A 25,286-nucleotide genomic window follows, 5' to 3' on the forward strand; every position below is an offset into this window, starting at 1 on the left:
TCCGGATCGGAAAATATTTGATCTATATGCCCGCCGCGTCAACGATGAAGACAACGGCAGGGCAGCAAGCGGGAAGGGAAATTGCGGATGACGGCGAGCCCGACGATGACGAGGCAAGGCGCGCTGCACGGGGTCCGCGTTCTCGATCTCACGCGGTTCTATTCAGGCCCGTTTGCGACCTTGATGCTGGCGGGCTTCGGCGCAGAGGTCATTCGTATCGATACCCCGGAGCAGGGCGATCCCACCATGACCGGGCCGCCGTTTCTCGGCAAGGACGGCGTCTCGCTCGACCGCAAGCATGACAGCGATCTCGGCCTCGCCTATCTGAAGCGCTGCCGCGACAAGAAGTCGATCACGCTGAACATGCGGACGGCGGAGGGCATGGAGCTGTTCCATGCGCTGCTGTGCAAGTCCGACATCCTGGTCGAGAATCTGCGTCCCGGCGCTGCCGAGCGGCTGGGGATCGACTATGAAGCAAACCGTCAGGTCAACCCCGCTATCGTGCATTGTGCGCTGACCGGCTACGGCTCGACCGGCACCGACCGGCGTCTCAAGGCCTACGATTTGATGATCCAGGCGGCGTCCGGCCTGATGTCGATCACCGGTGCACCCGACGGCACCCCAAGCAAGGCTGGCACCGCGCTCGCCGACGGCATCACCGGCGCCTTCGCCGTCTCCGGCATCCTGGCCGCGCTGACCGAGCAGCGCATGTCGGGACGAGGCCAGTTCGTCGATGTCGCGATGGCCGACTGCCTGCTGTCGCTGGTGCTCGACGAGCCCTTGGATTGCTACAAGCAGATGGGGATGGCGCCACGGCAGGGCAATCGCATCATGCGATTCTCGCCCTTCAACACCTATGCCACGCGCGACGGCGCGATCGCGCTTGGCGCCGCCACGAATGAGGACTGGCTGGCGCTGCTGGGTGTGATGGACCGGCTCGACCTCGCCGCTGACGCGAAGTTCATGAACACCGGCTGGCGCGTCGCCAACAACAGCATCGTCGATGCGATCGTCAGCGAATGGACGCTGGGCCGCACCACGATCGAGGCGATCGAGGCGCTCAATCGCGGCGACGTCGCCGCGAGCCCGATCCGCGACATCGACGACATCCTGGCCTGGGAGCATCTCGACGCGCGGGACATGCTGCAGCCGGTCGTGCATCCGACCGAGCCGCTGGAGCAGCGCGTCATCAGCGCCGGGTTCCCGATCAAGATGGGACGAACGCACAAGGGATACACCGCGCCGGCGCCGACGCTCGGTCAGAACAATCAGGAGATCTATGGCGGCTTGCTCGGCCTCTCGGGGCAACGGATCGACGATCTGACGTCGAGGCGGATCATCTGAAAGCAAAGAAGGCCGGCACATGCATGCCGTCCCAAGCGGGAGCGTCGAGGATAGTCATGGCGAAGAAACGAGCAATCACGGCTGCGGCGATCGCGTTGCTGGTCGGCAGCGCGATGCTGACGCCGGTACAGGCTGAGGATGCGCAGCCGGTCAGGATCGGGGTGCTCACCGACATGTCGGGGATGTATCGCGACATCATGGGGCCGGGCTCGGTGCTCGCCGCCAGGATGGCGGTCGAGGATTTCGGCGGCAAGGTGCTGGATCGTCCGATCGAAGTGATCTCGGGCGATCACCAGGCGAAGGCCGACGTGGGCGCTGCGATCGCCCGCAACTGGTTCGACAATGGCGGTGCGGACGTCGTCGTCGACGTGGCGCAATCGGCCGTGGCGCTCGCCGTTCAGGAGCTGGCGCGGACGCGCAACAAGATCGTCATCCACGGCGTGACCGGAAGCCCGGCGATCACGCAGCAAGCCTGCGCGGCGACCGCTTTCTCGTGGTCGCTCAATGCCTACGCGATTTCGGCGCCGCTGCCGAAGCCGCTGATCGAGCGCGGGCTCGATACGTTCTTCTTTCTCTCGGCCGACTATTCCTTCGGCAAAGCGATGGAGGATGCCGCGGCGGGCGCGATCAAGGCGGCCGGGGGCAAGGTGCTGGGCTCGGTGCGCTTCCCGCAGAACAATCCCGACTTCAGCTCGTTCCTGCTGCAGGCGGTGGCGTCGAAGGCCAAGGTGATCTGGCTGATCTCTGCCGCAGAGGACACCACCAATGCCCTGAAGCAGGCCAAGGAGTTCGGCATCGCCGAGGGCGGCCAGCACATCGTGGTGCCCCTGACCTACATCACCAATGTGCACGCACTCGGCATTGCCAATGTGCAGGGCCTGACCTTCGCAACCCCGTTCTACTGGGATCGCACCGACAAGACGCGCGCCTGGTCGGAGCGCTTCTTCAGACAGCATCATGCGATGCCGACCATGGACCAGGCCGCGGTCTACTCGGGAACGCTGCATTATCTCCAGGCCGTCGCTGCCGCCAGGACGCTCGATGGCCTGAAGGTCGCCGACGAGATCCGGAAGCTGCCGGTCAACGACATGTATGTCGAGAACGGTTTTGTGCGCGCCGATGGCTGGCTGATGCATCCGTTCTACATGGCGAGCATCAAGGCCCCCGGCGAGGTCAGGAAGCCCTGGGACTACTACACCATCGAGAAGGTCATTCCGGCATCCGAGGCGGCGCAGCCGTTGTCGGAGAGCCAGTGCCCGCTCGTCGCTCAATCGCAATGACAATCGACAAAGGAGAGACAATGTCCCGCGAAATTCTCAAGATGTATTCGGACTATAAGAGCCCCTATGCCTGGCTGGCATTCGATCCGGTGTTCGAGCTGGAGAAGAAGTTCGACATCAAGGTGCAGTGGCGGCCGTTCCAGCTCCGGATCAAGGGTTCCGGCCAGCGCAGCGTCTATTCGGAATACAAGGTCAAGTATTCCTACATGGATGCGCGGCGGAGCGCGAACGAGCGCGGCGACAAGAAGATCATCCGCGGCCCGCTGAAGATCTTCGACACCGCGCCGGCGCTGATCGGCGGACTGTTCGCGGAAAAGCACGGACGTCTGATCGAATACAGCCGCCTGGTCTATGAGCTGTTCTTCCGCCGCGAGCTCGCGGTCGACGAGGTCGATGCGGTGGAGCGCTTCATTGAGTCGCTCGGGATGTCCGGCGCTGAATTCCGCAGCTATTTCGAAGGAGACGGCCGCCGCGAATATGAGGAAGCGCAGCAGGAGAGCCAGGGCGATCACATCTTCGGCGTGCCGATCTGCGTCTTCCGCGGCGAGCAGTTCTGGGGCAACGACCGGGTGCCGATGCTGGAGCGGCGGCTGCAGGAGGCCGGGCTGTCGCTGTCGCGCGAAAGGCAACTGGCCTGAGCGGTGCGGGAGGCTCCGATGATCGATCTTCATTTCGCGCCGACACCGAATGGCTGGAAGATCTCGATCATGCTCGAGGAATGCGGGCTGCCGTACACCGTCGTGCCGGTCAACATCACGCGCGGCGATCAGTTCAGGCCCGCCTTCCGAAAGCTCAATCCGAATGGCCGGATCCCCGTCATGGTCGACAGGGATCCGCCCGGCGGAGGCGGACCGCTGACGATCTTCGAGTCCGGGGCGATCCTGCTTTACCTCGCGGAGAAGACCGGCAGGTTCGTTCCGCGTGATCTGCATGGCCGCACCCGCGTGCAGCAATGGCTGATGTGGCAGATGAGCGCGCTCGGGCCGATGCTGGGCCAGAACGGGCACTTCTCGCTCTATGCGCCAGACAAGATTCCCTATGCGGTCGAGCGTTACGGGAACGAGGCGCAGCGTCTCTACGGCGTGCTCAACGATCGGCTGGGCGAGAGCACCTATGTCGCCGGCGACGACTATTCGATTGCCGATATCGCTTGTTTCCCCTGGGTGATGACCCACAAGGCGCAAGGTTTCACGCTCGACGATGTCCCACATGTCAAGCGCTGGTTCGCTGAGCTGCGCGCGCGGCCGCTGCTCCAGAAGGGGCTCTCGGTCGGGCGGCGTGGCATTCGCAAGGCGCTCGACGAGCAGGCCCGCAGCAATCTGTTTGGAACGAGGCCCGCGGGCGGAGACGCGCCCGCCGGAACTCTGCAATCACAACAACTGGACAATTGAGATGACCCTGCCTCCGAAAATGCTGACCGGCTATCGCGTGCTCGATATCACCCAGTTCGTCGCAGGCCCGACCTGCACGCGTCTGCTGGCCGAAGCCGGCGCTGACGTCATCAAGATCGAGCTCGCGCCATTTGGGGACCGATCGCGCTTCCAGGGCCTGAAGCCACGCGATCCCACGCACAGGAACACCTCGCAGAGTACGTATTTCTTCCAGCAGAATCATTCGAAGCGCAGCCTGGCGCTCGACTTCAAGCATGAGAAAAGCCGCGAGATCCTGACCCGGCTCGCCGCCAAGGCCGACGTTCTGGTGGAGAACTTTACGCCCGGCGTGATGGAGCGCGCCGGACTTGGTTACGAGACGCTGAGGAAAATCAATCCGCGGCTGGTCATGTGCTCGATCTCATTCGCCGGACAGACCGGGCCGCTGAGCGACAAGCCCGGCTTCGACTACATCGCGCAGGCCTTTGCCGGCATCACCGGGGTGATCGGCGATCCCGATGGCAAGCCGGCGCAGGTGCCGGTGGCAATCGGGGACGCCTCGACCGGCGTTGCCGCAGCGATGGCGGTCGGCTTTGCGCTGCTTCACCGCGAGCGCACCGGAGAAGGCCAGTTCATCGAATCGACGCTGCTGGACACCTACTTCCACATGCACGAGGCAAATGTGCCGAAGGTCTCGCTGCGCGGGGACAGCTTCGTGCCGCAGCGGGAGGGCTCGCTGCACCCGAATGGTGGCCCGGTGGGCGTGTTCGACTGTAGCCGGGGTGAGTTTCTCGTGATCTGCGCACTGGCGCATCAATGGCCGCAAATGGTCCGTGCGCTGGGGCGGCCGGAGCTCGAGAAGGATCCGCGTTTCGAGTCCGCGCGCGCCCGGGCCGACAACAGGGAGCTGGTGGGGGAGATCGTCGAAGCCTGGCTCAAGACGTTTCCGTCACGCGATGCGGCGATCGCCGCGCTGGAGCAGGAGCGGATCCCCTGCGCGCCGGTGCTGACACTGAATGACGCCATGGCCCAGCCGCATCTGATCGAGCGCGGCACGGTCCGCCATGTCAGCGATCCCCGGATCGGCCAATTTGCGATCCCGGGCGCGCCGATGCGCTTCTCGGAATGGCCGCAGCGCACGGAGCTGAGGGCCGACCTGCTCGGTGAACACAATGAGGAGATCCTGGGCGAACTCGGGCTGTCCGGGCAGGAGATCGACCAGCTCTATGCCGAGAAGGTGCTGGTGCAGGACAGGGAGCTGCGGGCCGGCAAGCCGCTCAGGCAGGCGCGCTGAGCGGCCACGCTGTCAGGCAGCGGCGCTACGCCGATGCGGGCCGGTCGAAATAGGCGAACGCGGCGCTGGTCAGGCCGCCGAGCAAGGACCAGAACACCAGGCTGGTCAGTGTGACCGCGACCACGAATTGATGCGACAATGACGAGGGCACGTTGGTCTCGACATGTTCCAGCTCGGGCGCGCCGATCAAATGCGGCAGCATGATCAGGACCACGCCGGCGATCGCGGCCGGCATCGAGCGCCGGAACACGATCAGCCCGAGGCCGGCCGATGTCGCCAGCACCGCTGTCGTCCACCAGATTTGACGCGAGAGCAGTGGGGCGGCGGGGACGCCCGGCAGTTCAGGCGGCAGCCCAAGGCCCGGCGCAATCGTGAAAACGGCAAAGCCTGCGAGGCCCCACATCAAGCCTTCGTGCCACGAGATCGGCTCGCCGGTCGCGCCGCTGCGGACCGAAAAGAAGCCGCAAAGCAGCAGCGCAAATCCGATCCCGGTCAGGATGTTCGCTCCCGCGGTATAGAGATTGCGCTCCAGGCCGTCGCGCGGCTCCCACGCCTCGGCGCCGTGATCATGTTCCGCATGATCGTGGACGAGGGTCACTTGCGGTGGCGCGGCGGCTTCGTGCTTGTGCTCGGCCGCCTTCTCATAGACCTCGGCCTTGAGGATCAGCGGGACGGTGCCGAACTGCTGGACCGCGGTGACGATCAGGCCAACGATGAATCCGGCAATGACCGAGGAGAAGACGATCGAGCGAAACGTGCTCATGCCGACGAGATCAGTGGCAGGGGAAAGCGTTGGAATGGCGCACATCGTGCGCGGCGTTGTGGATCACGTCGATGTGCGAGAAGCCGACCACGCCGACGATGAACAGGCCGAGCGTCATCGCCATCAGGGACTGGGCAAGCCGTCCGACCTGTCGGGCGGCGACCGGCAGATGCGTGACCTGGGATTGCATGACCTGGGTTTGCGCGGCCGGGGACTGGCTCATGGTCGTTCTCCACATTCGATTTGGTCGGCTTCTAGCAGCTTTCGAGCGATGTCGCGACTGGTAAGATGCAGATTTGTTCCAAGGGGGATGCGCTTGCGCAGGATCTTGGCGCTCGCTGCCGCCCTGAACGCGCCTTCAAACCGCGCGAAATAACCGAGGCAGCCTTCCGGCGTCGGGTCGGCGCCAAGCAGAGTCCGAAGCGCGCCCCGATGCACCGCGCAGATGGCGCCGTGCTCCGGGAGCGGAAAAACCAGGGAGGCGATGTCGGCGCGCCAGTGGGCGGCGCTGTTCTCGGCGCCGCTGCCGGTCGGGGATTGTTCAGCGCCGGATGGTGAATTCATCGGGACCTCGCCGCGATTCCCACTTGGCCTGCTCGAGCTCCGGACGGTCGCATTCCGCCTGGGGGTAACCGATGCAGAGGTAGCCGATGAATTTCCACGTATCAGGTATTTCCAGAATCTCGTGAACGCGACCTGGATTGAAGATCGAGACCCAGCCGAGCCCGATGCCGTCCGCGCGCGCGGCCAGCCACATCGAACAGATTGCGGCCACCACCGAATATTCTGTCGTCTCCGGCATCGTCGCGCGCCCGAGACCGGAGCCGATCTGGTCGCTCTTCTCGGCGAACACGGCCAGATGGCCTGGCGCCTCTTCGAGACCTGATAGTTTCAATGCGGCATATTTCGCCGCACGCTCACCGGAATAGGATCGCAACGCGTCGGCGTTGCAGGTCTTGAAGTCCTCGATGACAGCGCGGCGCCGCGCCGCATCGTCGACAATGACGAATCGCCAGGGCTGGCTCAGCCCGACCGATGGCGAGAGGCAGGCGACCTCGATCAGCCACTCGATCGTACCATCCGGCAGCGGATCGGTTTGGAAGCGGCGTACGTCGCGCCGCCACACGAACAGCTCGTGCAGTTGCCGGCGAAACGTATCGTCGAACGAGACCATCGCGGGGCCTTTGGCGGGATCGATCGTGTTGCTCATTTCAGCTTCATCGGCAGACCCGCAACGACGAACTCGACCTCGTCTGCCGCGCCGGCAATGCTCTGGTTCATGAGACCTGCGGCGTCGCGGAAGGTCCGCGCCAGTGCGTTATCAGGCACGATGCCGAGGCCAACCTCGTTGGTGACCATGATGACCGGGCTGCGCTGGCGCGACAACGCGTCCGCCAGCCGCGTGACTTCCTGCGACCAGTCGCGCTCCGCATGCAGCAGGTTGGACAGCCAGAGCGTCAGGCAATCAACCAGCCTTGCGCCGCCGCCATCGGTCTCGGCCAGTGCCTCCACGAGGTCGAGCGGCACCTCGCGTTCGATCCAGTCATTGCCGCGCCGCGCGCGATGCCTGGCAATGCGCTCATCCATTTCCGCGTCGAGCGCCTCGGCGGTCGCAACATAGACCGGCTGACCTGGAAAGCTGCGCGCGCGCAATTCGGCGCGCCGGCTTTTTCCGGACCGGGCCCCGCCGGTGATCAGAATGACGGCCATTTGGTCTCCCGTTGCGAACCGGTATCCGCTTCGCCTCGAAAACGCTCTAACCACCAATCGCGGCAAAAGACAAAGCCGAAATCCGTCCCGGAGGGCTTGCACTCGGCCGACGTCTTGCGCATCAGGGGGATCGCGGTGAGGAGCGGCGCGTGGGTTTTGCAGGAGCGATGGCGGTGGCGATGGCTGTGGACGCCTTGATCGGCTGGCCGGATTGGCTGTTTGCCCGCATCGGCCATCCCGTGACCTGGCTCGGCCGGCTGATCCATCTTGTCGATACCGCCTGGAACCGGGCCTCCGATCCGCCGGCGTTTCGTCGCGCGGCTGGTGTCGCGGCTGCCATCCTGGTGATCGCGCTGGCGACGGCGCTCGGTTGGGCCGTGCAGTCTTTGCTCCCATCCGGATGGGTTCACGTCGTCCTTGTCGGTGTGCTGGCGTGGCCGCTGGTCGCACTACGCTCGCTGCATGATCATGTCGCGGCGGTGGCACATCCGCTTGCCTCCGGCGACATCGCGGCCGCGCGTACGGCGGTCGCGCAGATCGTCGGACGCGATCCGGCAACGCTCGACGACGCCGGCATCGCGCGCGCGACCATCGAGAGCCTCGCCGAGAATGCCTCCGACGGCATCGTGGCGCCGGTGTTCTGGGGCGCGCTGTTCGGCCTGCCGGGAATCCTCGGCTACAAGGCAATCAACACGCTGGATTCCATGATCGGCCATCGCACCGAGCGGCACGAGGCGTTCGGCTGGGCCGCTGCCCGTATCGACGATCTCGCCAATCTCATTCCGGCGCGGCTGACCGGCCTGCTGTTCGTGCTGCTTGCGCCGCATCGTTCGCAGGCCTGGTCGTGCATGTTGCGCGATGCGCGGCGCCATCGCTCGCCGAATGCCGGCTGGCCGGAAGCGGCGATGGCCGGCGCGCTCGGCGTGCGCCTCAGCGGGCCCCGCATCTATCACGGCAGCATCGCAGATGAGCCCTGGCTGAACGAGGGCGCGCGCGATCCGGCTGCCGCCGACGTCCTCACCGGGTTGAAACTCTATCGCTACGCCATGATGCTGCTGGCCACGGCGTTCGTGGCGCTGGCGCTGGCGTGAAGGAGCGGCGCATGCGTGAGCACGGCGGAAATCTCGATGTCGCCCAGCAGCGCTTCGGCGGCGCCGCGGAAGACTGGATCGACCTGTCGACGGGGATCAATCGGGTGCCGTATCCTGACGTCGATGTTGAGCCACGGCAGTGGCGCGCGTTGCCGTCGCGATCGGACATTGAATCTCTTCATCACGCCGCGCGGCAGGCCTATGGCACTGACGCGCCGATCGTGGCAATGGGCGGCGCGCAGGCCGCGATTCAACTGATATCGCATCTGGCGTCCCGGGGGCGGGCACGCATCCTTGCACCGACCTACAATGAGTATGCTGCCATGTTCTCGACGGCCGGTTGGGACGTGACCGAGGTGTCCGATCTCGCAGCGCTTGCGGGAGCGGACATTGCCGTCGTCGTCAATCCGAACAATCCCGATGGAACACACCATGATCGACACGAGCTGCTCGCGCTGCTGCCGCGCGTTGGCCGGCTTGTCGTAGATGAGAGTTTTGCAGACGCGGTACCCGGCATCTCGCTTGCGCCGGAGGCCGGACAGCCGGGCCTCCTGATCCTGCGTTCATTCGGCAAGTTTTACGGGCTTGCCGGCTTGCGGCTCGGCTTCGCTGTCGGCAGCGAGCCGGATATCGCCGCGCTTGCGGCGATGGCGGGCCCATGGCCGGTTTCGGGCGCCGCAATAGCGATCGGGCGGCGCGCCTTGCTCGATCACGACTGGGCAACAGCGACGATTGCGCGGCTGGCGGACGACTGTGTCAGGCTCGATGCGGCGGCGCGATCGCAGGGCTGGACGCTGCTCGGCGGCACGCCGCTGTTCCGTCTCTTCGACACCGGCGACGCGTTGGCCGCGCAGGAGAAGCTTGCCCGCGCGCAGATCTGGTCGCGGGTGTTCCAGCAAAAGCCGGGATGGCTGCGTTTGGGCTTGCCGGGCAGCGAGGCCGAATGGTCCCGCCTTTCTGCCGCGTTGTCGGTTTAGCGTGCCAGAGCGAGCAGGCCTTCGACATCGAGATGGGTCTCGATGTGCTCGGCAAGCGCGTCGAGCGCGCTCTCGACCCTGTCACCGTACGGCTGATCCGCCGCAGGGATATCGAGCTGGGCAAGGAACGCCTTGCGAAATTCGTCCGAGGTGAACAGGCCGTGCAGATAGCTGCCGTGAACGCGGCCGTCACGCGACATGGCGCCTTCCGGCGCGCCGTCAAGCATTGAGAAAGGCCGCGCGCGATCCGGGCCATCGGTGCGCCCGATGTGGATTTCGTAGGCGCTGATCGGTTGACCGGTCGCAGCATGCACCGCGCTGACGCGGGTCAGTGTCTTCTGTTCGGTCATGGTGGTGGTGACATCGAGAAGCCCGAGCCCGGGCGTTTCGCCGGCGGGACCCTCGATCCCATCAGGGTCGGTGACGCTCTGCCCAAGCATCTGGTATCCGCCGCACAGGCCGAGGATGTGGCCGCCGCGGCGATGATGCGCCAGCAGATCGATGTCCCAGCCTTGCGCGCGCAGGAAGGCGAGGTCGCCGCGGGTCGATTTCGAGCCGGGCAGGATGACGAGCTTCGCGTCGCCCGGAATCGCTTCACCCGGCCGCACCATCACGAGATCGACGCCGGGTTCGAGCTTCAGCGGATCGAGATCGTCGAAATTCGCAATCCGCGACAGCGCCAGAAAGGCGATCTTGCACTGGCCAGGCCTGCGCGCGTCGCCGAGCCCGAGCGCGTCTTCGGCCGGAAGCTCGCCGGCGCGCGCGAACCAGGGCAGCACGCCAAAGCCGCGCCACGTGGTGCGGGCCTCGATCAGGCGGTAGCCGTCGTCGAACAGCGTCGGATCGCCGCGGAACTTGTTGATGACAAAGCCCTGGATCATCGCGGCATCATCAGGATCGATCACCGCCTGGATACCGACGAGCTGCGCAATGACGCCGCCGCGGTCGATGTCGCCGACCAAGACCACGGGCACATCGGCCCGGCGCGCAAAGCCCATATTGGCGATATCTGACTTGCGCAGATTGACCTCGCCGGGGCTGCCGGCGCCTTCAACCAGCACCAGGTCGGCGCGCGCCTTTAGGCGCTCAAAGCTCTCCAGCACCGCGCCCATCAGCGATGGCTTCATGCCGGCATATTCGCGCGCGCGGGCGGTTGCGATCCGCTTGCCGTGCACGATGACCTGCGCACCGACATCGGTTTCCGGTTTCAGCAGCACCGGGTTCATGTCGGTGTGCGGCTCGACGCCGGCGGCGAGCGCCTGCAGCGCCTGCGCGCGTCCGATCTCGCCGCCGTCGACGGTCACGGCGGCATTGTTGGACATGTTCTGCGGCTTGAAGGGCAGCACGCGCAGGCCGCGTTGTCGGGCGGCACGCGCGAGGCCGGCGACGATGAGCGACTTGCCCACGTCCGAACCGGCTCCCTGGATCATCAATGCGCGCGCCATGATCGATTATCGCATCAGAACTCGACGCCCGGCTGGGCCTTGATGCCGGAGCGGAAGGGGTGCTTCACCAGCGTCATCTCGGTGACGAGATCGGCGATCTCGATCAACTCGTCCTTGGCGTTGCGTCCGGTGAGCACGACATGCGTCATCGGCGGCTTCGAATTGGTCAGAAAGTCGACGACATCGGCGATCGCCAGATAGTCGTAGCGAAGCGCGATGTTGATCTCGTCGAGCACGACCATGCGCAGGCTCGGATCCGCGATCAGCTGCTTGGCTTTTTCCCAGCCGGCCTGCGCTGCCGCGATGTCGCGGGCGCGATCCTGCGTCTCCCAGGTGAAACCTTCGCCCATGGCGTGGAATTGACAGAGGTCGCCGAAATGCCCGGTGAGCAGGCGGCGTTCGCCGGTATCCCAGGCGCCCTTGATGAATTGCACCACGGCGCAGGGGAAGCCGTGCGCCACGCAGCGCACGATCATACCGAAGGCGGAGGAGGATTTTCCTTTACCGGCGCCGGTATGAACGATGACCAGGCCCTTTTCGCCGCTCTTGGTCGCCATGATCTTGTCGCGGGCGACCTTCTTTTTCGCCATCTTGGCCGCATGGCGCGCATCCAGCGAGGGGTCGCTGCCGACGGCGTCGTTCTCAGCGTCATTTCCATCAGAAATCATCACGTTCCTTCGGCTTGACAAGTGCGAGGCTAGGCCGAATGGTGACCCCGCGTTGGTTCCTGTCCTACGACAGGCGAAGAGGGAATGCGATAGGGCCCAGACCGCAGGGTTTGCCCCAAAGCGCAGCCGCCCCCGCGACCGTGACCGGAGAGATGCCCAAGCCACTGATTCCCTGATGGAGTCGGGAAGGTGGGCATCAAGGGAGAAATCCTGCTCCGCAAGCCGGGAGACCTGCCGACGCAGTGTGTTTGAGACCGGCGGACGGGGTGTTCCGCGACGGGGAACGAACCTGTTCACGTCAGGTTCGTGTGCCTCATCGCTTCCCGCAGTCAATCCAGGAAGGGCGATGAGCGTTACACTTCATGTCTGTATCACCTGTCGCGCGGGCCAGACGCTCGCGGACGGTGAGGTCGCGCCCGGTGCGCGCCTGCATGCCGCGCTTGTTGAGGCCGGCGTGCCCGATGATGTCAATCTGGTTCCCGTCGAATGCCTGTCGGCCTGCAGCCAGGGCTGCTCGGTCGCACTCAGCGCGCCGGGGCGGTGGTCCTATGTCTACGGCCGCCTGTCCGCGGACAATGCCAAGGATGTGATCGTCGGCGCCTCTGCCTATGCGTCGGCGCCTGACGGCATCGTGCCGTGGCGCAGCCGTCCCGAAATCTTTCGCAAGCAATCGCTTGCCCGAATCCCACCCATCGCCGTCGTGCCGGAGGCCGCAGAATGACCACGCTCGCCAAGGTTCCGGTCACCGTCGTGACCGGCTTTCTCGGGTCCGGCAAGACGACGCTGATCCAGCATCTGATCCGCAATGCCAACGGCAAGAAGCTCGCGGTACTGGTGAACGAGTTCGGCAGCGAAGGCGTCGACGGCGACATCCTGAAGTCGTGCGCTGACGCCAATTGCCCGACCGAGAACATCGTCGAGCTCGCCAATGGCTGCATCTGCTGCACCGTCGCCGACGATTTCATCCCGGCGATGGAGCAATTGCTCGCACGCCCTGTGCGGCCCGATCACATCGTGATCGAGACATCGGGCCTCGCGCTGCCGAAGCCGCTGCTGAAAGCGTTCGACTGGCCCGAGATCCGCTCGCGGATCACGGTCGATGGCGTGATTGCGCTGGCCGATGCCGAGGCCGTTGCGGCGGGCCGGTTTGCGCCTGATCCCGCCGCGGTGGATGCACAGCGGGCGGCCGACGACAATCTCGATCATGAGACGCCGCTGTCGGAGGTGTTCGAGGACCAGATCGCCTGCGCCGATATCGTACTGCTGACCAAGGCCGATCTCGCCGGAGCGGAGGGGATCAAAGCGGCTAAAGAGCTGATCGCGGCCGAGATGCCGCGCGAGGTGCCGATGTTGCCCATCGTCGACGGCGCGATCGATGCCCGCGTGATCCTGGGCCTTGAGGCTGCGGCGGAGGATGACCTCGCGTCGCGGCCGTCCCACCATGACGGCGAGGACGAGCACGAGCACAACGACTTCAACTCCGTCGTGATCGATCTTCCGGAAATCGCGGATGTCGATGCGCTGATCGCGTCGATCAAGGGGCTGGCGCGCGAGCAGAACGTGCTGCGTGCCAAGGGCTACATCGCGGTCGAAGGCAAGCCGATGCGGCTATTGGTGCAATCGGTCGGCGAGCGGGTGAGGCATCAGTTCGACATGCCCTGGGGCGTGCGGGCGAGACAATCAAAGCTCGTCGTGATCGGCGAACACGGCGATATCGATGAAGCCGCGATCAGGGCACGACTAGGTGTCTGATGCACGTCGTCTTCCGCGAGAGCCGCGGCCTTGAGGAGACCGCGACGCCAAGGGACCTCGGCCAGGATCCGGCCGATCTCGTGGTGTTGTCGTTTTCGGACAGCGATCTCGCTGCGTTCGCGGCCGGCTGGCGGCGGGGCCGTGCCGCATTGCCGTCGTTGCGGCTCGCCAATCTCGCCGAGCTGCGCCATCCGCTGTCGGTCGATACCTATATCGAGCGGACCTTGTCGCATGCGCGCGGCATCCTGGTGCGGCTGATCGGCGGCGAACCCTATTGGTCATACGGCCTGGCCGCAGTGCATCGGCTGGCGAAGGAGCGCGGCATCGCCCTGGTCGTGCTGCCGGCGGATGGCCGCGACGATTTGCGGCTGGATGAATTCTCGACCTTGCCGGTCTCGACGCTGCGCCGCCTGAAGGTGCTGTGCGACAAGGGCGGCCCGGTTGCCGCGCAGGCCGTGATCGCGCAACTGGCGCTGGCGTCCGGGCTCTACGCCGGGCCTGTCGTCGGTGAGATCGATCTTCCCGAGATCGGCGTCTACGATTCAAGGCGAGGCGCCGTGGCGGCGCTGCCAGCTTCGGATGGCCGGCCGCGGGCTCTCGTGACCTTCTATCGCTCCTATCTGGTGGCCGGCGACACCGCGCCGGTCGATGCGCTGATCGATGCGTTACGCGAAAAGGGATTCGATGCCCACGGCGTGTTCGTCACCTCGCTGAAGGCGGCGGGCGTGGCCGATTGGATGCGCGCTCAATTCGCGCAATGCCCGCCGGCCGCCATCGTCAATGCGACCGCGTTCTCCGCGGCCGGCGATGACGGCACGACGCCGTTCGACGCCACCTCGTGTCCGGTGTTCCAGGTCGCGTTGTCGACGGCGCGGCGGGAGGATTGGGACTTGTCGCTGCGCGGCCTGTCGCCCGGCGATCTCGCGATGCATGTGGTGTTGCCGGAGGTCGACGGTCGCCTGTTCGCGGGCGTCGTGAGTTTCAAGCAACCGGGCGATCGCGATCCCGATCTGCAATTCGCGCATCTTGCGCATCGGCCGGATGCCGAACGCGTCGCTGCGATCGTTGCGCGCGTCACGGCCTGGCATCGGCTTGCCGGCAGGCCGGCGCAGGACAAGCAGGTCGCGCTCGTGCTCTCGAACTATCCGGGGCGCCCGCACCAGATCGCGCACGCGGTCGGCCTCGATGCACTTGCCTCGGTTGAGACGCTGCTGGCCGATCTCGCGGCTGCAGGCTTTGATCTTGAGCCGGTGGAGTCGCTGGGGCTCGTGCTGCTGCACCGGAGGCTGACATGGGACGTTGCCGAATATCGCGCACTGGTCTCCAGCCTCCCGCAGCCGCTCCAGGACGATCTTGCGCGCGCATGGGGTGCGCCGGAGGCTGATCCCGAATGCCGTGACGGCGCATTTCATTTCGCGGCGATCCGGAGTGGCAAGTCGATCATCGCGGTTCAGCCGGAGCGCGGTGATGTCGGTCAGCGTGATGCCGACTATCACGATCTCTCGCGCACGCCGCGCCATGCCTATGTTGCGTTCCATCTGTGGCTCAGGCAGCAAGGCATCGATGCCGTCGTCCACATGGGCGCGCATGGAACGCTGGAATGGCTGCCCGGCAAATCGGTTGCGCTGTCATCCGCGTGCTGGCCGGAGGCGCTGATCGGCGATCTGCCCGTCGTCTATCCCTTCATCGTCAACGACCCCGGCGAGGCCGCGCAGGCCAAGCGCCGGATCGGCGCCGTGACGATCGGCCATCTGCCGCCGCCGCTCGCGCAGGCGGCGGTACCGGAGGGCTTGCGTAATCTCGAACGATTGCTCGATGAGTATTCGACCGCGGACGGTCTCGATCCGGCGCGGCGGCAGCGCCTGATTGCGGCGATCCGCGAGGAAGCGCGCATCGCCGGGCTGGAGGACGATCTCGGTCTCGCGGCGTCAGTCTCCGCGGCCGAGGCCATTCCGCAGATCGATCGCTTTGTATGCGATCTCAAGGAAAGCCAGTTCGGCGACGGCCTGCATGTGTTCGGGCAGGGCACTTGCGGCGAGGCGGAGCGGGCGGCGTTGCGCGATGCGCTCGCAGGCCGGCGTGTTGCGCCGGGGCCGTCGGGCTCGCCCTATCGCGGGCGCAGAGATGTGCTGCCGACCGGACGCAATCTGTTTGCGGTCGATCCGCGCGCGGTGCCGACGCCGTCGGCGCATGCGCAAGGCGTGAAGCTCGCCGAGGAGCTGCTGCGCCGTCATTTGCAGGATCACGGTGACTGGCCGAAAGGGTTGGTCGTCGATCTCTGGGGCTCCTCGACGATGCGCACCGCCGGCGAGGATTTTGCGATGGCGCTGCATCTCGCCGGCATCGCGCCGCGCTGGGATCATGGATCGGGCCGGGTGTCGGGCTACGACATCATCGCGCCGGCGGAGCTCGGCCGGCCGCGGATCGACGTGACGCTGCGCGTGTCGGGGCTGTTCCGCGACGTCTTCTCCGGGCTTGCGCAGTTGTTCGAAGCTGCGGCGGAGGCATTGTCCGAGCGCAGCGATGAGGATGACGAGAATCCTTACCGGCAACGCATCTCGCGCGTGTTCGGGCCTCGCCCCGGACATTATGGCGCCGGGATCGCGTCTGTCCTTGACGTTTTCACACAGGAGGCGCGCGACGCGGCCGGCGAAGCGTGGCTGTCGGCATCGTCCTGGGCCTTTGCATCGGACGGCGAGATCCGGCCCGACCGCGCCGGCATCGAAGCGCGGCTCGCCGCGGCCGACAGCTTCGTGCATACCCAGGATTTGCCGGAGACCGATCTGCTGCTCGCAGCGGACTATGCCGCGCATGAGGCCGGCATCGCCGCGGCGGCGCGGCGGCTCGGCGCAAAGGTCCCGTCGCTCTATCACCTCGATGCAACGCGGCCGGATCAACCGCAGGCCCGCTCGTTGACCGAGGAAATCTCGCGGGTGGTGCGGGCGCGCGCGGCCAATCCCGCATGGATCGCCGGCATGATGCGCCATGGCTTCCGTGGCGCCGCCGAAATATCGGCAACGCTGGAGCACATGGCGGCGTTCGCGCATCTCGCCGGTGCGGTGCCGCCGCATCTGTTCGACCTCTATTACGACGCGACGCTTGGCAATGACGATGTCCGCGCCTTCATGGCGCGCGAGAATCCGGCGGCGCTGGCTGCGATCGAAACCTGCTTCACCCGGCTGCATGACGCGTCGCTCTGGCAGACGCGGCGTAATTCGATTGCGGCAGCGTTGCAGGAGGTCTCATGAGCGCCATCGCGATCAAGGGCTGGTGTCCCGGCGCGCTGCGGCCGATGCAGTCGGGCGATGGCCTCGTGGTGCGCATCCGCCCGCGCGGCGGGCGGTTGGATGCGGCGCAGGCGGCGGGAATTGCCGATCTCGCTGCGCGATACGGCAACGGCTTGATCGATCTGACCAGCCGCGCCAATCTCCAGATCCGCGGCGTCGGCGATGAAGGTTATCCGGCCTTGATCGATGGGCTCGCCGAACTCGCGTTGCTGGACCAGGATTCGGATACCGAGGCGCAGCGCAACATTCTGGTGACGCCGTTCTGGACGCCCGATGCCGACACGCGTTCGCTCGCGGCCGAGCTTGAGCAGGCGCTCGCCGGCGCGTCGCTCGATCTTCCGACCAAGTTCGGTTTCGCAATCGATGACGGCAACGAGCGGGTCTTGGTTGGCGCGTCTGCCGATATCAGGATCGAGCGCGATCGCAACCGAGGACTTCTAGTGCGTGCCGATGGCACGCGGCGCGGCCGCTCTGTCTCGCGCGGAGAGGCGGTGGATATCGCGCTGGCGTTGGCCGAATGGTACGTCGCCTCCGGCGGAGCCAAGGGTGAGAAGCGACGGATGGCGGCTCATCTCGCTGGCGGCGCGAGCTTGCCGCAGTCGCTTAGCGGTGATGCGGAGCCCGCGGCCCGATCGCCGGACCCTGTGCCCGGCCTCTATCCGACTGGTGCGATGGTTGGCGTAACCTTCGGACAACTGACGCAGCAAGCGCTCGGTTATCTCGCCGGGTGCGGGCCGGCTCTCCGCATGACGCCGTGGCGGATGGTGCTGGTTGAGGGGATGCATGAGATGCCCCGTGGGGCGGACTTGGTCACTGATCCCTATGATCCGGCGCTCCGCGTGATTGCATGCAGCGGCGCACCGCGTTGTCGTGAGGCGCATGCCGATACGCGCGCATTGGCATCGGCGCTTGCGTCGTTTATCCCGGCCGATGCCCGGCTTCACGTGTCCGGCTGCGCCAAGGGCTGCGCCCAGTCCGGTTCTGCTGACGTCACCCTGGTTGCGTCAGGCGAGGGCTTTGACCTGATCCGTCGCGGCACGACGCGGGATGCGCCGGTCCTGCGCGGGCTGACCTGTTCGTACCTACTCGCAAATCCCTCCGCGCTGATGGGAGGCCGCTGATGCCGCATGTCTATGAGACTGATGGAGCGGCGATCTATCGTCAGTCCTTTGCCACCATCCGGTCCGAGGCCGACCTTGCGCGCTTTACATCAGACGAGGAACCGGTGGTTGTGCGCATGATCCATGCCGCGGGGATGGTGGGTCTGGAAGCGCATGTCCGCTTCACATCCGGCATGGCCGCGCGCGCGCGTACCGCCTTGCAGAACGGCGCGCCGATCCTCTGCGATGCGCGCATGGTGTCGGAGGGCATCACGCGCGCGCGGCTGCCGGCCGGCAACGCCGTGATCTGCACGCTCGGCGATGTCAGGATTCCGGCACTCGCGCAGTCGATGCACAACACGCGCTCGGCGGCGGCACTCGAGCTGTGGCGGCCACATCTGGCCGGCGCGATCGTTGCGATCGGCAATGCGCCGACGGCGCTGTTTCATCTGCTCAACATGCTGGAGAATTCCGACTGTCCGCGACCGGCGGCGATCATCGGCTGTCCGGTCGGCTTCGTCGGAGCGGCCGAGTCCAAGGCGGCCTTGATGGCCGCGCCGCCGGTACCGGCGCTGACGGTCGAGGGACGTCTCGGTGGGTCGGCGATCACGGTCGCCGCCGTCAATGCGCTGGCGAGCCGGAGCGAATAGCGATGGGACGCATCATCTGCTGCGGGCTTGGCCCAGGCGATCCGGACCTGATGAGCGTGCGTTCCGACCGGACGGTGCGCGCGGCGAAGCATGTCGCCTATTTTCGCAAGAAGGGGCAGCTCGGACAGGCGCGGCGCATCGTCGAAGGCATGCTCGCCGCCGGCGTCAGCGAATATCCGATGGAGTATCCGGTCACCACGGAGATCAGTTTCGACAGTCCGGACTATGCGCGGCTGCTGGCGGGCTTCTACGACGAATGGACCGAGCGCCTGGCGCGGCTTGCGCGCGCGGTCGACATCGTCGTGCTCTGCGAGGGCGATCCCTATTTCTATGGCTCGTTCATGCACCTGCATGCGCGCTTGCAAGGTCGTGTCGAGATCGAGGTGATTGCCGGTATTCCCGGCATGGTCGGTTGCTGGAATGCGGTCGGCCAGCCGATCGCGCTTGCCGACGATGTGACCACCGTGCTGATGGGCACGTTGCCGGAGGCTGAGCTCGAACAGCGGATGCGCAGCTCCGACGCGCTGGTCGTCATGAAGACCGGCCGCAACTTGACGAAGATCCGCCGCGCGCTCGCCTCCGCGGGCCGCCTCGACGATGCGTGGCTCGTCGAACGCGGCACCATGCCCGATCAGCGGGTCGCCCGGCTCGCCGACCTCGCTGAGGCGGACTGTCCGTATTTTGCGATCGTGCTGGTGCACGGGCAGGGGCGGCGCAGGGAGGCCGCGCAATGACCGGCACGTTGACCATCGCGGGACTGGGGCCGGGTGACGAGGCGCTGATCACGCCGGAGGTCTCCGCTGCACTCGCAATGGCGACCGACATCGTCGGCTACGCGCCCTATGTGACCCGCGTGCAGCCGCGCGACGGGCTCACGCTGCATCCCTCGGATAATCGCGTGGAGCTACAGCGCGCCGCCGAGGCACTGCGGCTGGCGTCCGAAGGCCACCACGTCGTCGTCGTGTCTTCAGGCGATCCCGGTGTGTTCGCGATGGCGTCTGCCGTGTTCGAGGCGCTCGACGACGCGCCGCAATGGCACGACCTGCCGATCCGCATTTTGCCCGGCGTGACCGCGATGCTGGCGGCAGCGGCAAGTGTTGGCGCGCCGCTCGGCCATGATTTTTGCGCGATCAACCTGTCCGACAATCTCAAGCCATGGCCGCTGATCGAGCAGCGCCTGCGGCTCGCGGCCGAAGCCGACTTCGCGATCGCGATGTACAATCCGCGCTCGGCGAGCCGCCCTCATGGCTTTGCGCGGACGCTCGAGATTTTGAAAGAGGCGGGCTGCGGCGAGCGCATCGTGATTTTCGCCCGCGCTGTCAGTACGCCCGAGCAGCGGATCGAGACCGTCGAACTGCGCGACGCCAAGCCCGAGATGGCCGATATGCGGACGCTTGTGATCGTCTGTAATTCGACGACGCGGCGGGTCGGCCGCTGGGTCTATGCGCCGAGGCAGGTCCGATGACCGAGCCATTCCATCACCTCGCTCACACGTTCCACACGCGGCCGCTCGGGCAGCGGCGGCCGCGTGATCATGATGACGGGAAGGCCAAGCGTGCGGGCGGCATCGATCTTGGCGCGTGCGCCGGCCCCGCCAGAGTTGCGGGCGACGATCCATTCGATAGAGCGCGCACGCATCATCTCCAGCTCGTTGTCGAGCGTGAATGGCCCGCGCGAGACGATGACGTCGGCACCGGGCAATGGCAGCCTCTCGTCGGGCGGGTCGACGAACCGCAACGTATAGGCATGCTGTGGCCGGCTGCCGAACGGCGCGACGTGCTGGCGGCCGATCGCGAGGAACACGTTGGCGCGGCCGTCCGGCAACGCCGCGACCGCCGAGACGACATCCGCGACCTCGATCCAGCGATCGCCGGATGTTCTATTCCAGGGCACGCGTTCGAGCGCGAGCAGCGGCGTTGCGGTTTGCGCGCAGGCGGCGATCGCGTTGCGGCTCATCTCGGCTGCGAAGGGATGTGTCGCGTCGATCACATGGGTTATGCCTTCGCGACGCAGATAGTCGGCAAGACCGCTGACGCCGCCGAAGCCGCCGATCCGGGTCGGCAGCGGTTGTTCGGCAGGAGCTGTGGTGCGCCCGCCGTAGGAATAGACCGCGTCGATGCCCGCGCGCGCGATCGTCGCGGCCAGCGAATTGGCGTCGGCCGTTCCGCCCAGGATCAGGGCGCGCATCATGGGTAATCCCTGGTTGACCGTCATCGGTATCGGCGAAGATGGCCTTGCCGGCCTCTCCGACGCAAGCCGAAAGGCGCTTGGTGAAGCCGAAACGGTGTTCGGCGGTGAACGGCATCTGGCGTTGGCTGGGATCACCGGCCGCGGCCGCGTCTGGCCGGTGCCGTTCGATGCGGACATCGTGCTTGCATGCCGGGGGCGACCGACCGCGGTGCTCGCCTCGGGCGATCCGTTCTGGCATGGCGTCGGCGGCAGCCTTGTCGGGAAATTGCAGGCCGGCGAGTGGGTCGCGCATTCCGCGCCGTCGACATTCTCGCTGGCCGCCGCGCGTCTCGGCTGGCGTCTCGAGAATGTCGTCTGCCTCGGCCTTCATGCCGCACCGTTCGAACGGCTGCTGCCGCATCTGGTGCGCGATGCACGGATCATCTGCCTGGTGCGCGATGGCAGTGCGGCGTCCGATCTTGCGCAACGGCTCACCGAGCGCGGTTGGGGTTCGTCGGCGATGTGGACGCTTTCAGCGCTTGGCGGACCGCGTGAATCCATCACGCAGCATCGGGCCGACGGCTATGCCGGCGATTCCGGCGACAGTCTGGTCACCGTTGCGCTGGAGGCGGCGGGATCGCAGGGGATCGCGCGCAGCTCGGGTCTTCCCGACGCACTCTTCATGCATGACGGGCAATTGACCAAGCGGCCGGTCCGCGCGCTGGCGCTGTCGGCGCTTTCGCCACGGCCTGGTGAGAGGCTGTGGGATGTCGGCGCCGGCTCGGGCTCGATCTCGATCGAATGGGCGCTCTGCGGCGGGACGGCGATCGCCGCCGAGGCCCGCAGCGAACGAGCCGCCAACATCCGCGGCAATGCGGCAAGCTTCGGCTTAACCCACCGGATCACCGTCATCGAAGGCGATGCGCCCGGCGTCCTGTCGAACCTCGAAGCGCCTGATGCCGTGTTCATCGGTGGCGGCCTCGATGCTGATATGTTCGATGCCATCTGGTCGCGCATCGCGCCGGGAACGCGGCTGGTCGCCCACGCAGTGACCCTGGAAACCGAGGCGCTGCTGTCCGATCTGCATCAGCGCCACGGCGGCGAATTGATGCGAGTGGAGATCGCGCAGGCCGAGCCGTTGGGCCGCTATCGCTCCTGGAAGGCCGTGCGGCCGATCGTGCAATGGAGCGCGGTCCGATGAAGGTCGCGGGTCTGGGGTTCAGGAGCAATGCCAGTGTCGCGTCCTTGCGCGAAGCCCTCGATGCGGCCGGCGGGCCCAACGGCCTTGCGGCGGTTGCGACGGTGAGCGACAAGGCCGGTGCGGTGGCATTGAAGGCGCTGGCCCAGCAATTGGGATTGCCGATCCGGAGCATTCCCGCCGAAATGTTGGCTGAGATAGAAACCGTGACGCAATCCGAATTCGTCAAGGCCAGATTTCGGACGGGTTCGGTCGCGGAAGCTGCCGCGGTCGCGGCCGCCGGGCGCGGTGCGCGCCTGATTTCGGCGAGGGCCGTGTCGCAGGATCGGATGGCCACTGCGGCGATCGCGGAAGGAGACGGCGAATGACGGTGCATTTCATCGGCGCGGGGCCGGGTGCTGCCGACCTTCTGACCTTGCGCGGCCGCGATCTCATCGCCGCTTGCCCGGTCTGTCTCTACGCAGGGTCGTTGGTCCCCGAGGGCGTGCTGGCGCATTGCCCGAAGGATGCGCGCATCGTCAACACGGCGCCGCTGTCGCTCGACGACATCGTCGCCGAGATCGCTGCGGCGCATGCCGAAGGCAAGGACGTCGCGCGGCTGCATTCGGGCGATCTCTCGATTTGGTCGGCGATGGGCGAGCAGCTGCGCCGGTTGCGCGCGTTGCAGATTCCCTATTCGGTCACGCCCGGCGTGCCGGCCTTCTCGGCGGCCGCGGCCGCACTGGAGGCCGAACTGACGCTGCCCGGTCTTGCGCAATCGGTGGTGCTGACGCGCACGCCGGGCAGGGCGAGCGCGATGCCTGACGGCGAGACGCTCGCAGCCTTTGCCGCGACCGGCGCGGTGCTGGCGATCCATCTGTCGATCCATCTGCTCGACAAGGTCGTCGCCGAGCTCACGCCGCACTATGGCGCGGATTGCCCGGTGGCGATCGTCTGGCGCGCGAGTTGGCCGGAGCAGCGCATCGTGCGCGCCACGCTCGCAACGCTTGATGCCGCGGTCGGCCCGGAGCTCGAACGGACGGCGCTTATCCTGGTCGGCAAGACGCTCGGCGCCGGCGAATTCGCCGAGAGCCGTCTCTATGCGGCCGACTACGACCGCCGCTACCGGCCGGTCGGCGCCGAGCCACGCTTTCCGGAACCATCGCGATGACCGCGGGGCTCGTGATCTCGGCGCCGGCATCGGGTGTCGGCAAGACGACGCTGACCCTGGCGCTGGCGCGCGCCTATCGCAATCGCGGGCTGAGCGTACAATGCCTCAAGAGCGGGCCGGATTATATCGATCCGGCCTTTCATGCGGTCGCGACGGGACGCGCATCCGTCAACATCGACAGCTGGGCGATGGCATCAGATGCGATCGCGCATCTGGCAGGCCGCGGCGCGGACGCGGATCTCGTGCTGGCCGAAGGCTCGATGGGATTGTTCGACGGGGTCGCGACGCGCGGCGTCTCGGGTACCGGCGCCACCGCCGATATTGCCGAGATGATGGGATGGCCGGTGCTGCTGGTGATCGATCCCTCCGGCCAAGCACAGACCGCGGCGGCGGTTGCAGCGGGATTGCGTGATTTTCGCGCCGGCGTGCAGCTCGCGGGTGTCGTGCTTAACCGTGTCGCCAGTCCGCGGCACGAAGCGTTGGTGCGCAGTGCCATGGCGGGTGCGGGCATTCCGGTGCTGGGTGCGCTTCCCCGCCACGCCGAGATCGCGTTGCCGAAGCGGCATCTCGGCCTGGTGCAGGCCGAAGAGCAGGTTCAGATCGACGGTCTGATCGACGAGGCCGCACGCTTCGTCGCCGAGCATGTCGATCTCGACGCCGTGTTGCAATCGGCGCGCGCCTGGTCGCCGCAATCAGCCGCGCAGGGCCTCAAGATCACGCCGCCCGGCCAGCGGATTGCGCTCGCGCGCGATGCCGCATTCTCCTTCGTCTATCCGCACATGCTGGAGGCCTGGCGCGCGGCCGGCGCCGAGATCGTGACGTTCTCGCCGCTCGCCGACGAAGGCCCCGATGCGGACGCCGATGTGTGCTGGCTGCCCGGTGGTTACCCTGAGCTGCATGCCGGCCGGCTTGCTTCCAACACGCGGTTTCTTGGGCAATTGCGCGCTTTCGCGGAGACGAGGCCGGTGCACGGCGAGTGCGGCGGCTACATGGTGCTGGGCACCGCGTTGACCGATGCCGAAGGCACACGCCACCCGATGGCGGGCTTACTCGGCCTCGAGACCAGCTATGCCAAGCGCCGCATGCACCTCGGCTACCGGCTCGCCGAGCTTGCCGCGGCGATGCCCGGGCACGGTCCGGGCTCTCGTCTGCGCGGTCACGAATTTCACTATTCGACGATCATCGCGCAGCCGGACACGCCGCTCGCGGTGGTGCGCGATGCGACCGGCGCGATCGTGGCCGAAACCGGATCGCGGCGCGGTAACGCCACGGGTACATTCTTCCATCTGATTGCGGAGGATCGATGAGCGGATTCGTTTCCTTCGTCTCGGCCGGCCCCGGCGATCCCGAGCTCCTGACCATGAAGGGAGCCGCGCGGCTGCGCGAGGCGGATGTGGTTCTCTATGATGACCTTGCCTCGGGCGCGATCCTTGATCTCGCGCGCTCCGGCGCCAATCTCGTCGCAGTCGGCAAGCGCGCCGGCCGTCTCTCGGCGAAGCAGCATCATGTCAGCCGGCTGCTGGTCGATTACGCGGCGGCCGGCGTGCGCGTGGTGCGGCTGAAATCCGGTGACGCCGGCATCTTCGGACGGCTCGAGGAGGAGATCGAGGCGTTGCGCGCGGCCGGCATCGGCTACGAGATCATTCCCGGCGTGACCTCGGCCTCGGTCGCCGCGGCGCAAGCCGGCATTCCGCTGACGCGGCGGCTGACCTCGCGCCGGGTCCAGTTCGTGACCGGCGCCGATGTCACCGGCGAGTTGCCCGCGGATCTGAACTGGGCGGCGCTGGCCGATCCGGAAGCCACCACCGTCGTCTATATGGGCCGGCGGACGTTTCCGGCCTTGGCCGCGAAGCTGATCGCGCATGGCCTTTCCCCCGAGACGCCCGCACTGCTGGCGGAGTCGCTCGGCCACGCCGACGAGCGGCTGGTCCGCACCACGATCGCGGAACTCGCCGAACGGCTCACGCTTGCCGACGCTGCCACTGCGGCTGCCGTCATCCTGTTCGGTGCGCTGGCACCGGAGCAAGGTTGATACGGC

Annotated in this window: 27 protein-coding genes and 1 riboswitch; of the genes, 19 read left to right on the forward strand and 8 right to left on the reverse strand. The window is 66.5% G+C overall.

Going from position 1 to position 25,286, the window contains the following annotated elements; genetic code table 11:
* The first annotated feature begins 105 nt into the window (after positions 1-105).
* Genes BraRD5C2_RS12055 through BraRD5C2_RS12075 form a run of 5 tightly spaced genes read left to right on the forward strand, consistent with a single transcriptional unit; the run spans position 106 to position 5,288 of the window.
* Complete coding sequence (locus BraRD5C2_RS12055) at positions 106-1,344, forward strand: CaiB/BaiF CoA transferase family protein (RefSeq protein ID WP_223968556.1); 1,239 nt, start codon at positions 106-108, stop codon at positions 1,342-1,344.
* A gap of 56 nt (positions 1,345-1,400) precedes the next feature.
* A complete protein-coding gene (locus BraRD5C2_RS12060) occupies positions 1,401-2,624 on the forward strand; it encodes an ABC transporter substrate-binding protein (RefSeq protein WP_223968558.1) in 1,224 nt (407 codons plus the stop codon).
* Positions 2,625-2,644: 20 nt separating this feature from the next.
* Complete coding sequence (locus BraRD5C2_RS12065; RefSeq protein ID WP_223968560.1) at positions 2,645-3,262, forward strand: DsbA family protein; 618 nt, start codon at positions 2,645-2,647, stop codon at positions 3,260-3,262.
* 18 nt (positions 3,263-3,280) lie between these two features.
* Positions 3,281-4,015 (forward strand): glutathione S-transferase N-terminal domain-containing protein, encoded by a 735-nt coding sequence (locus BraRD5C2_RS12070; RefSeq protein ID WP_223968562.1) that lies wholly within the window; start codon positions 3,281-3,283, stop codon positions 4,013-4,015.
* A gap of 1 nt (position 4,016) precedes the next feature.
* Positions 4,017-5,288, forward strand: a complete 1,272-nt coding sequence (locus BraRD5C2_RS12075; RefSeq protein ID WP_223968564.1) for a CaiB/BaiF CoA transferase family protein — start codon at positions 4,017-4,019, stop codon at positions 5,286-5,288.
* A gap of 25 nt (positions 5,289-5,313) precedes the next feature.
* Here BraRD5C2_RS12075 and BraRD5C2_RS12080 read toward each other — a convergent pair whose 3' ends face one another.
* The 5 genes from BraRD5C2_RS12080 to cobU are packed head-to-tail and all read right to left on the reverse strand — an operon-like array spanning position 5,314 to position 7,761.
* The gene (locus tag BraRD5C2_RS12080) at positions 5,314-6,051 is read right to left on the reverse strand and encodes a CbtA family protein (protein ID WP_223968566.1); all 738 of its coding nucleotides are present in this window, start codon (positions 6,049-6,051) and stop codon (positions 5,314-5,316) included.
* Between the two features lie 10 nt (positions 6,052-6,061).
* Complete coding sequence (locus BraRD5C2_RS12085; protein ID WP_223968828.1) at positions 6,062-6,241, reverse strand: CbtB domain-containing protein; 180 nt, start codon at positions 6,239-6,241, stop codon at positions 6,062-6,064.
* A gap of 29 nt (positions 6,242-6,270) precedes the next feature.
* Complete coding sequence (locus tag BraRD5C2_RS12090) at positions 6,271-6,615, reverse strand: hypothetical protein (protein WP_223968568.1); 345 nt, start codon at positions 6,613-6,615, stop codon at positions 6,271-6,273.
* Positions 6,593-7,225 carry a 5,6-dimethylbenzimidazole synthase gene (gene bluB / locus BraRD5C2_RS12095; protein WP_223968829.1) on the reverse strand — a complete coding sequence of 211 codons (633 nt, stop codon included), beginning with the start codon at positions 7,223-7,225 and terminating at the stop codon, positions 6,593-6,595. The genes BraRD5C2_RS12090 and bluB overlap by 23 nt, the downstream gene beginning before the upstream one ends.
* 32 nt (positions 7,226-7,257) lie before the next feature.
* Positions 7,258-7,761, reverse strand: a complete 504-nt coding sequence (gene cobU, locus BraRD5C2_RS12100) for a bifunctional adenosylcobinamide kinase/adenosylcobinamide-phosphate guanylyltransferase (RefSeq protein WP_223968570.1) — start codon at positions 7,759-7,761, stop codon at positions 7,258-7,260.
* A gap of 149 nt (positions 7,762-7,910) precedes the next feature.
* On the opposite strand from cobU, the gene cbiB reads away from it, so the two are divergent.
* Both cbiB and cobD read left to right on the forward strand, forming a co-directional pair.
* On the forward strand, positions 7,911-8,852 hold the full coding sequence (cbiB, locus tag BraRD5C2_RS12105) for an adenosylcobinamide-phosphate synthase CbiB (protein WP_374707982.1): 942 nt from the start codon (positions 7,911-7,913) through the stop codon (positions 8,850-8,852).
* An 11-nt stretch (positions 8,853-8,863) separates the two neighbouring features.
* Positions 8,864-9,829 carry a threonine-phosphate decarboxylase CobD gene (cobD, locus tag BraRD5C2_RS12110; protein ID WP_223968573.1) on the forward strand — a complete coding sequence of 322 codons (966 nt, stop codon included), beginning with the start codon at positions 8,864-8,866 and terminating at the stop codon, positions 9,827-9,829.
* Here cobD and BraRD5C2_RS12115 read toward each other — a convergent pair.
* Together BraRD5C2_RS12115 and cobO are read right to left on the reverse strand one after the other, a co-directional pair.
* A complete protein-coding gene (locus BraRD5C2_RS12115) occupies positions 9,826-11,274 on the reverse strand; it encodes a cobyric acid synthase (protein ID WP_223968575.1) in 1,449 nt (482 codons plus the stop codon). The genes cobD and BraRD5C2_RS12115 overlap by 4 nt on opposite strands.
* Before the next feature lie 14 nt (positions 11,275-11,288).
* Positions 11,289-11,942, reverse strand: coding sequence for a cob(I)yrinic acid a,c-diamide adenosyltransferase (gene cobO / locus BraRD5C2_RS12120; RefSeq protein WP_223968577.1), 654 nt, complete (start codon positions 11,940-11,942; stop codon positions 11,289-11,291).
* Positions 11,943-11,978: 36 nt separating this feature from the next.
* A riboswitch (cobalamin riboswitch) is annotated at positions 11,979-12,195 on the forward strand.
* Positions 12,196-12,288: 93 nt separating this feature from the next.
* Here cobO and BraRD5C2_RS12125 point away from each other — a divergent pair.
* From BraRD5C2_RS12125 to cobJ, 7 genes are read left to right on the forward strand one after another with little or no spacing between them, the layout of a single operon-like run.
* Positions 12,289-12,663 (forward strand): DUF1636 family protein, encoded by a 375-nt coding sequence (locus BraRD5C2_RS12125; protein ID WP_223968579.1) that lies wholly within the window; start codon positions 12,289-12,291, stop codon positions 12,661-12,663.
* Complete coding sequence (gene cobW, locus BraRD5C2_RS12130; RefSeq protein WP_223968581.1) at positions 12,660-13,694, forward strand: cobalamin biosynthesis protein CobW; 1,035 nt, start codon at positions 12,660-12,662, stop codon at positions 13,692-13,694. Before BraRD5C2_RS12125 ends, cobW begins: the two co-directional genes overlap by 4 nt.
* Positions 13,694-16,942 carry a cobaltochelatase subunit CobN gene (cobN, locus tag BraRD5C2_RS12135; RefSeq protein WP_223968583.1) on the forward strand — a complete coding sequence of 1,083 codons (3,249 nt, stop codon included), beginning with the start codon at positions 13,694-13,696 and terminating at the stop codon, positions 16,940-16,942. Before cobW ends, cobN begins: the two co-directional genes overlap by 1 nt.
* A complete protein-coding gene (gene cobG, locus BraRD5C2_RS12140; RefSeq protein WP_223968585.1) occupies positions 16,939-18,102 on the forward strand; it encodes a precorrin-3B synthase in 1,164 nt (387 codons plus the stop codon). The genes cobN and cobG overlap by 4 nt, the downstream gene beginning before the upstream one ends.
* Entirely contained in the window at positions 18,102-18,731 is a 630-nt protein-coding gene (locus BraRD5C2_RS12145; RefSeq protein ID WP_223968587.1) for a precorrin-8X methylmutase, read from the forward strand. The genes cobG and BraRD5C2_RS12145 overlap by 1 nt, the downstream gene beginning before the upstream one ends.
* A gap of 2 nt (positions 18,732-18,733) precedes the next feature.
* On the forward strand, positions 18,734-19,465 hold the full coding sequence (locus tag BraRD5C2_RS12150) for a precorrin-2 C(20)-methyltransferase (RefSeq protein ID WP_223968589.1): 732 nt from the start codon (positions 18,734-18,736) through the stop codon (positions 19,463-19,465).
* Positions 19,462-20,196: a precorrin-3B C(17)-methyltransferase gene (gene cobJ, locus BraRD5C2_RS12155; protein ID WP_223968591.1), complete on the forward strand. Its 735-nt coding sequence runs from the start codon at positions 19,462-19,464 to the stop codon at positions 20,194-20,196. The genes BraRD5C2_RS12150 and cobJ overlap by 4 nt, the downstream gene beginning before the upstream one ends.
* On the opposite strand, the gene BraRD5C2_RS12160 is transcribed toward cobJ, so the two are convergent.
* A complete protein-coding gene (locus tag BraRD5C2_RS12160; RefSeq protein ID WP_223968593.1) occupies positions 20,172-20,921 on the reverse strand; it encodes a cobalt-precorrin-6A reductase in 750 nt (249 codons plus the stop codon). The genes cobJ and BraRD5C2_RS12160 overlap by 25 nt on opposite strands.
* Here BraRD5C2_RS12160 and cbiE point away from each other — a divergent pair.
* The 5 genes from cbiE to cobA are packed head-to-tail and all read left to right on the forward strand — an operon-like array spanning position 20,920 to position 25,280.
* Entirely contained in the window at positions 20,920-22,101 is a 1,182-nt protein-coding gene (gene cbiE, locus BraRD5C2_RS12165; protein ID WP_223968595.1) for a precorrin-6y C5,15-methyltransferase (decarboxylating) subunit CbiE, read from the forward strand. The genes BraRD5C2_RS12160 and cbiE overlap by 2 nt on opposite strands.
* Positions 22,098-22,466, forward strand: a complete 369-nt coding sequence (locus BraRD5C2_RS12170) for a cobalamin biosynthesis protein (RefSeq protein WP_223968597.1) — start codon at positions 22,098-22,100, stop codon at positions 22,464-22,466. The genes cbiE and BraRD5C2_RS12170 overlap by 4 nt, the downstream gene beginning before the upstream one ends.
* Positions 22,463-23,248: a precorrin-4 C(11)-methyltransferase gene (gene cobM, locus BraRD5C2_RS12175; protein WP_223968599.1), complete on the forward strand. Its 786-nt coding sequence runs from the start codon at positions 22,463-22,465 to the stop codon at positions 23,246-23,248. The genes BraRD5C2_RS12170 and cobM overlap by 4 nt, the downstream gene beginning before the upstream one ends.
* Positions 23,245-24,555 carry a cobyrinate a,c-diamide synthase gene (locus tag BraRD5C2_RS12180; protein ID WP_223968601.1) on the forward strand — a complete coding sequence of 437 codons (1,311 nt, stop codon included), beginning with the start codon at positions 23,245-23,247 and terminating at the stop codon, positions 24,553-24,555. Before cobM ends, BraRD5C2_RS12180 begins: the two co-directional genes overlap by 4 nt.
* Entirely contained in the window at positions 24,552-25,280 is a 729-nt protein-coding gene (cobA, locus tag BraRD5C2_RS12185; RefSeq protein WP_223968603.1) for a uroporphyrinogen-III C-methyltransferase, read from the forward strand. The genes BraRD5C2_RS12180 and cobA overlap by 4 nt, the downstream gene beginning before the upstream one ends.
* The last annotated feature ends 6 nt before the right edge of the window (positions 25,281-25,286 follow it).

It is taken from the genome of Bradyrhizobium sp. RD5-C2, from assembly GCF_019972155.1.
Lineage (GTDB): Bacteria > Pseudomonadota > Alphaproteobacteria > Rhizobiales > Xanthobacteraceae > Bradyrhizobium.

Bases quoted from the DNA above. Each gene is read 5' to 3' on its own strand.
- BraRD5C2_RS12055 (WP_223968556.1), top strand. From the start codon at position 106: ATGACGAGGCAAGGCGCGCTGCACGGGGTCCGCGTTCTCGATCTCACG.
- BraRD5C2_RS12060 (WP_223968558.1), top strand. From the start codon at position 1,401: ATGGCGAAGAAACGAGCAATCACGGCTGCGGCGATCGCGTTGCTGGTC.
- BraRD5C2_RS12065 (WP_223968560.1), top strand. From the start codon at position 2,645: ATGTCCCGCGAAATTCTCAAGATGTATTCGGACTATAAGAGCCCCTAT.
- BraRD5C2_RS12070 (WP_223968562.1), top strand. From the start codon at position 3,281: ATGATCGATCTTCATTTCGCGCCGACACCGAATGGCTGGAAGATCTCG.
- BraRD5C2_RS12075 (WP_223968564.1), top strand. From the start codon at position 4,017: ATGACCCTGCCTCCGAAAATGCTGACCGGCTATCGCGTGCTCGATATC.
- BraRD5C2_RS12080 (WP_223968566.1), bottom strand. From the start codon at position 6,051: ATGAGCACGTTTCGCTCGATCGTCTTCTCCTCGGTCATTGCCGGATTC.
- BraRD5C2_RS12085 (WP_223968828.1), bottom strand. From the start codon at position 6,241: ATGCAATCCCAGGTCACGCATCTGCCGGTCGCCGCCCGACAGGTCGGA.
- BraRD5C2_RS12090 (WP_223968568.1), bottom strand. From the start codon at position 6,615: ATGAATTCACCATCCGGCGCTGAACAATCCCCGACCGGCAGCGGCGCC.
- bluB (WP_223968829.1), bottom strand. From the start codon at position 7,225: ATGGTCTCGTTCGACGATACGTTTCGCCGGCAACTGCACGAGCTGTTC.
- cobU (WP_223968570.1), bottom strand. From the start codon at position 7,761: ATGGCCGTCATTCTGATCACCGGCGGGGCCCGGTCCGGAAAAAGCCGG.
- cobD (WP_223968573.1), top strand. From the start codon at position 8,864: ATGCGTGAGCACGGCGGAAATCTCGATGTCGCCCAGCAGCGCTTCGGC.
- BraRD5C2_RS12115 (WP_223968575.1), bottom strand. From the start codon at position 11,274: ATGGCGCGCGCATTGATGATCCAGGGAGCCGGTTCGGACGTGGGCAAG.
- cobO (WP_223968577.1), bottom strand. From the start codon at position 11,942: ATGATTTCTGATGGAAATGACGCTGAGAACGACGCCGTCGGCAGCGAC.
- BraRD5C2_RS12125 (WP_223968579.1), top strand. From the start codon at position 12,289: ATGAGCGTTACACTTCATGTCTGTATCACCTGTCGCGCGGGCCAGACG.
- cobW (WP_223968581.1), top strand. From the start codon at position 12,660: ATGACCACGCTCGCCAAGGTTCCGGTCACCGTCGTGACCGGCTTTCTC.
- cobN (WP_223968583.1), top strand. From the start codon at position 13,694: ATGCACGTCGTCTTCCGCGAGAGCCGCGGCCTTGAGGAGACCGCGACG.
- cobG (WP_223968585.1), top strand. From the start codon at position 16,939: ATGAGCGCCATCGCGATCAAGGGCTGGTGTCCCGGCGCGCTGCGGCCG.
- BraRD5C2_RS12145 (WP_223968587.1), top strand. From the start codon at position 18,102: ATGCCGCATGTCTATGAGACTGATGGAGCGGCGATCTATCGTCAGTCC.
- BraRD5C2_RS12150 (WP_223968589.1), top strand. From the start codon at position 18,734: ATGGGACGCATCATCTGCTGCGGGCTTGGCCCAGGCGATCCGGACCTG.
- cobJ (WP_223968591.1), top strand. From the start codon at position 19,462: ATGACCGGCACGTTGACCATCGCGGGACTGGGGCCGGGTGACGAGGCG.
- cbiE (WP_223968595.1), top strand. From the start codon at position 20,920: ATGGGTAATCCCTGGTTGACCGTCATCGGTATCGGCGAAGATGGCCTT.
- BraRD5C2_RS12160 (WP_223968593.1), bottom strand. From the start codon at position 20,921: ATGATGCGCGCCCTGATCCTGGGCGGAACGGCCGACGCCAATTCGCTG.
- BraRD5C2_RS12170 (WP_223968597.1), top strand. From the start codon at position 22,098: ATGAAGGTCGCGGGTCTGGGGTTCAGGAGCAATGCCAGTGTCGCGTCC.
- cobM (WP_223968599.1), top strand. From the start codon at position 22,463: ATGACGGTGCATTTCATCGGCGCGGGGCCGGGTGCTGCCGACCTTCTG.
- BraRD5C2_RS12180 (WP_223968601.1), top strand. From the start codon at position 23,245: ATGACCGCGGGGCTCGTGATCTCGGCGCCGGCATCGGGTGTCGGCAAG.
- cobA (WP_223968603.1), top strand. From the start codon at position 24,552: ATGAGCGGATTCGTTTCCTTCGTCTCGGCCGGCCCCGGCGATCCCGAG.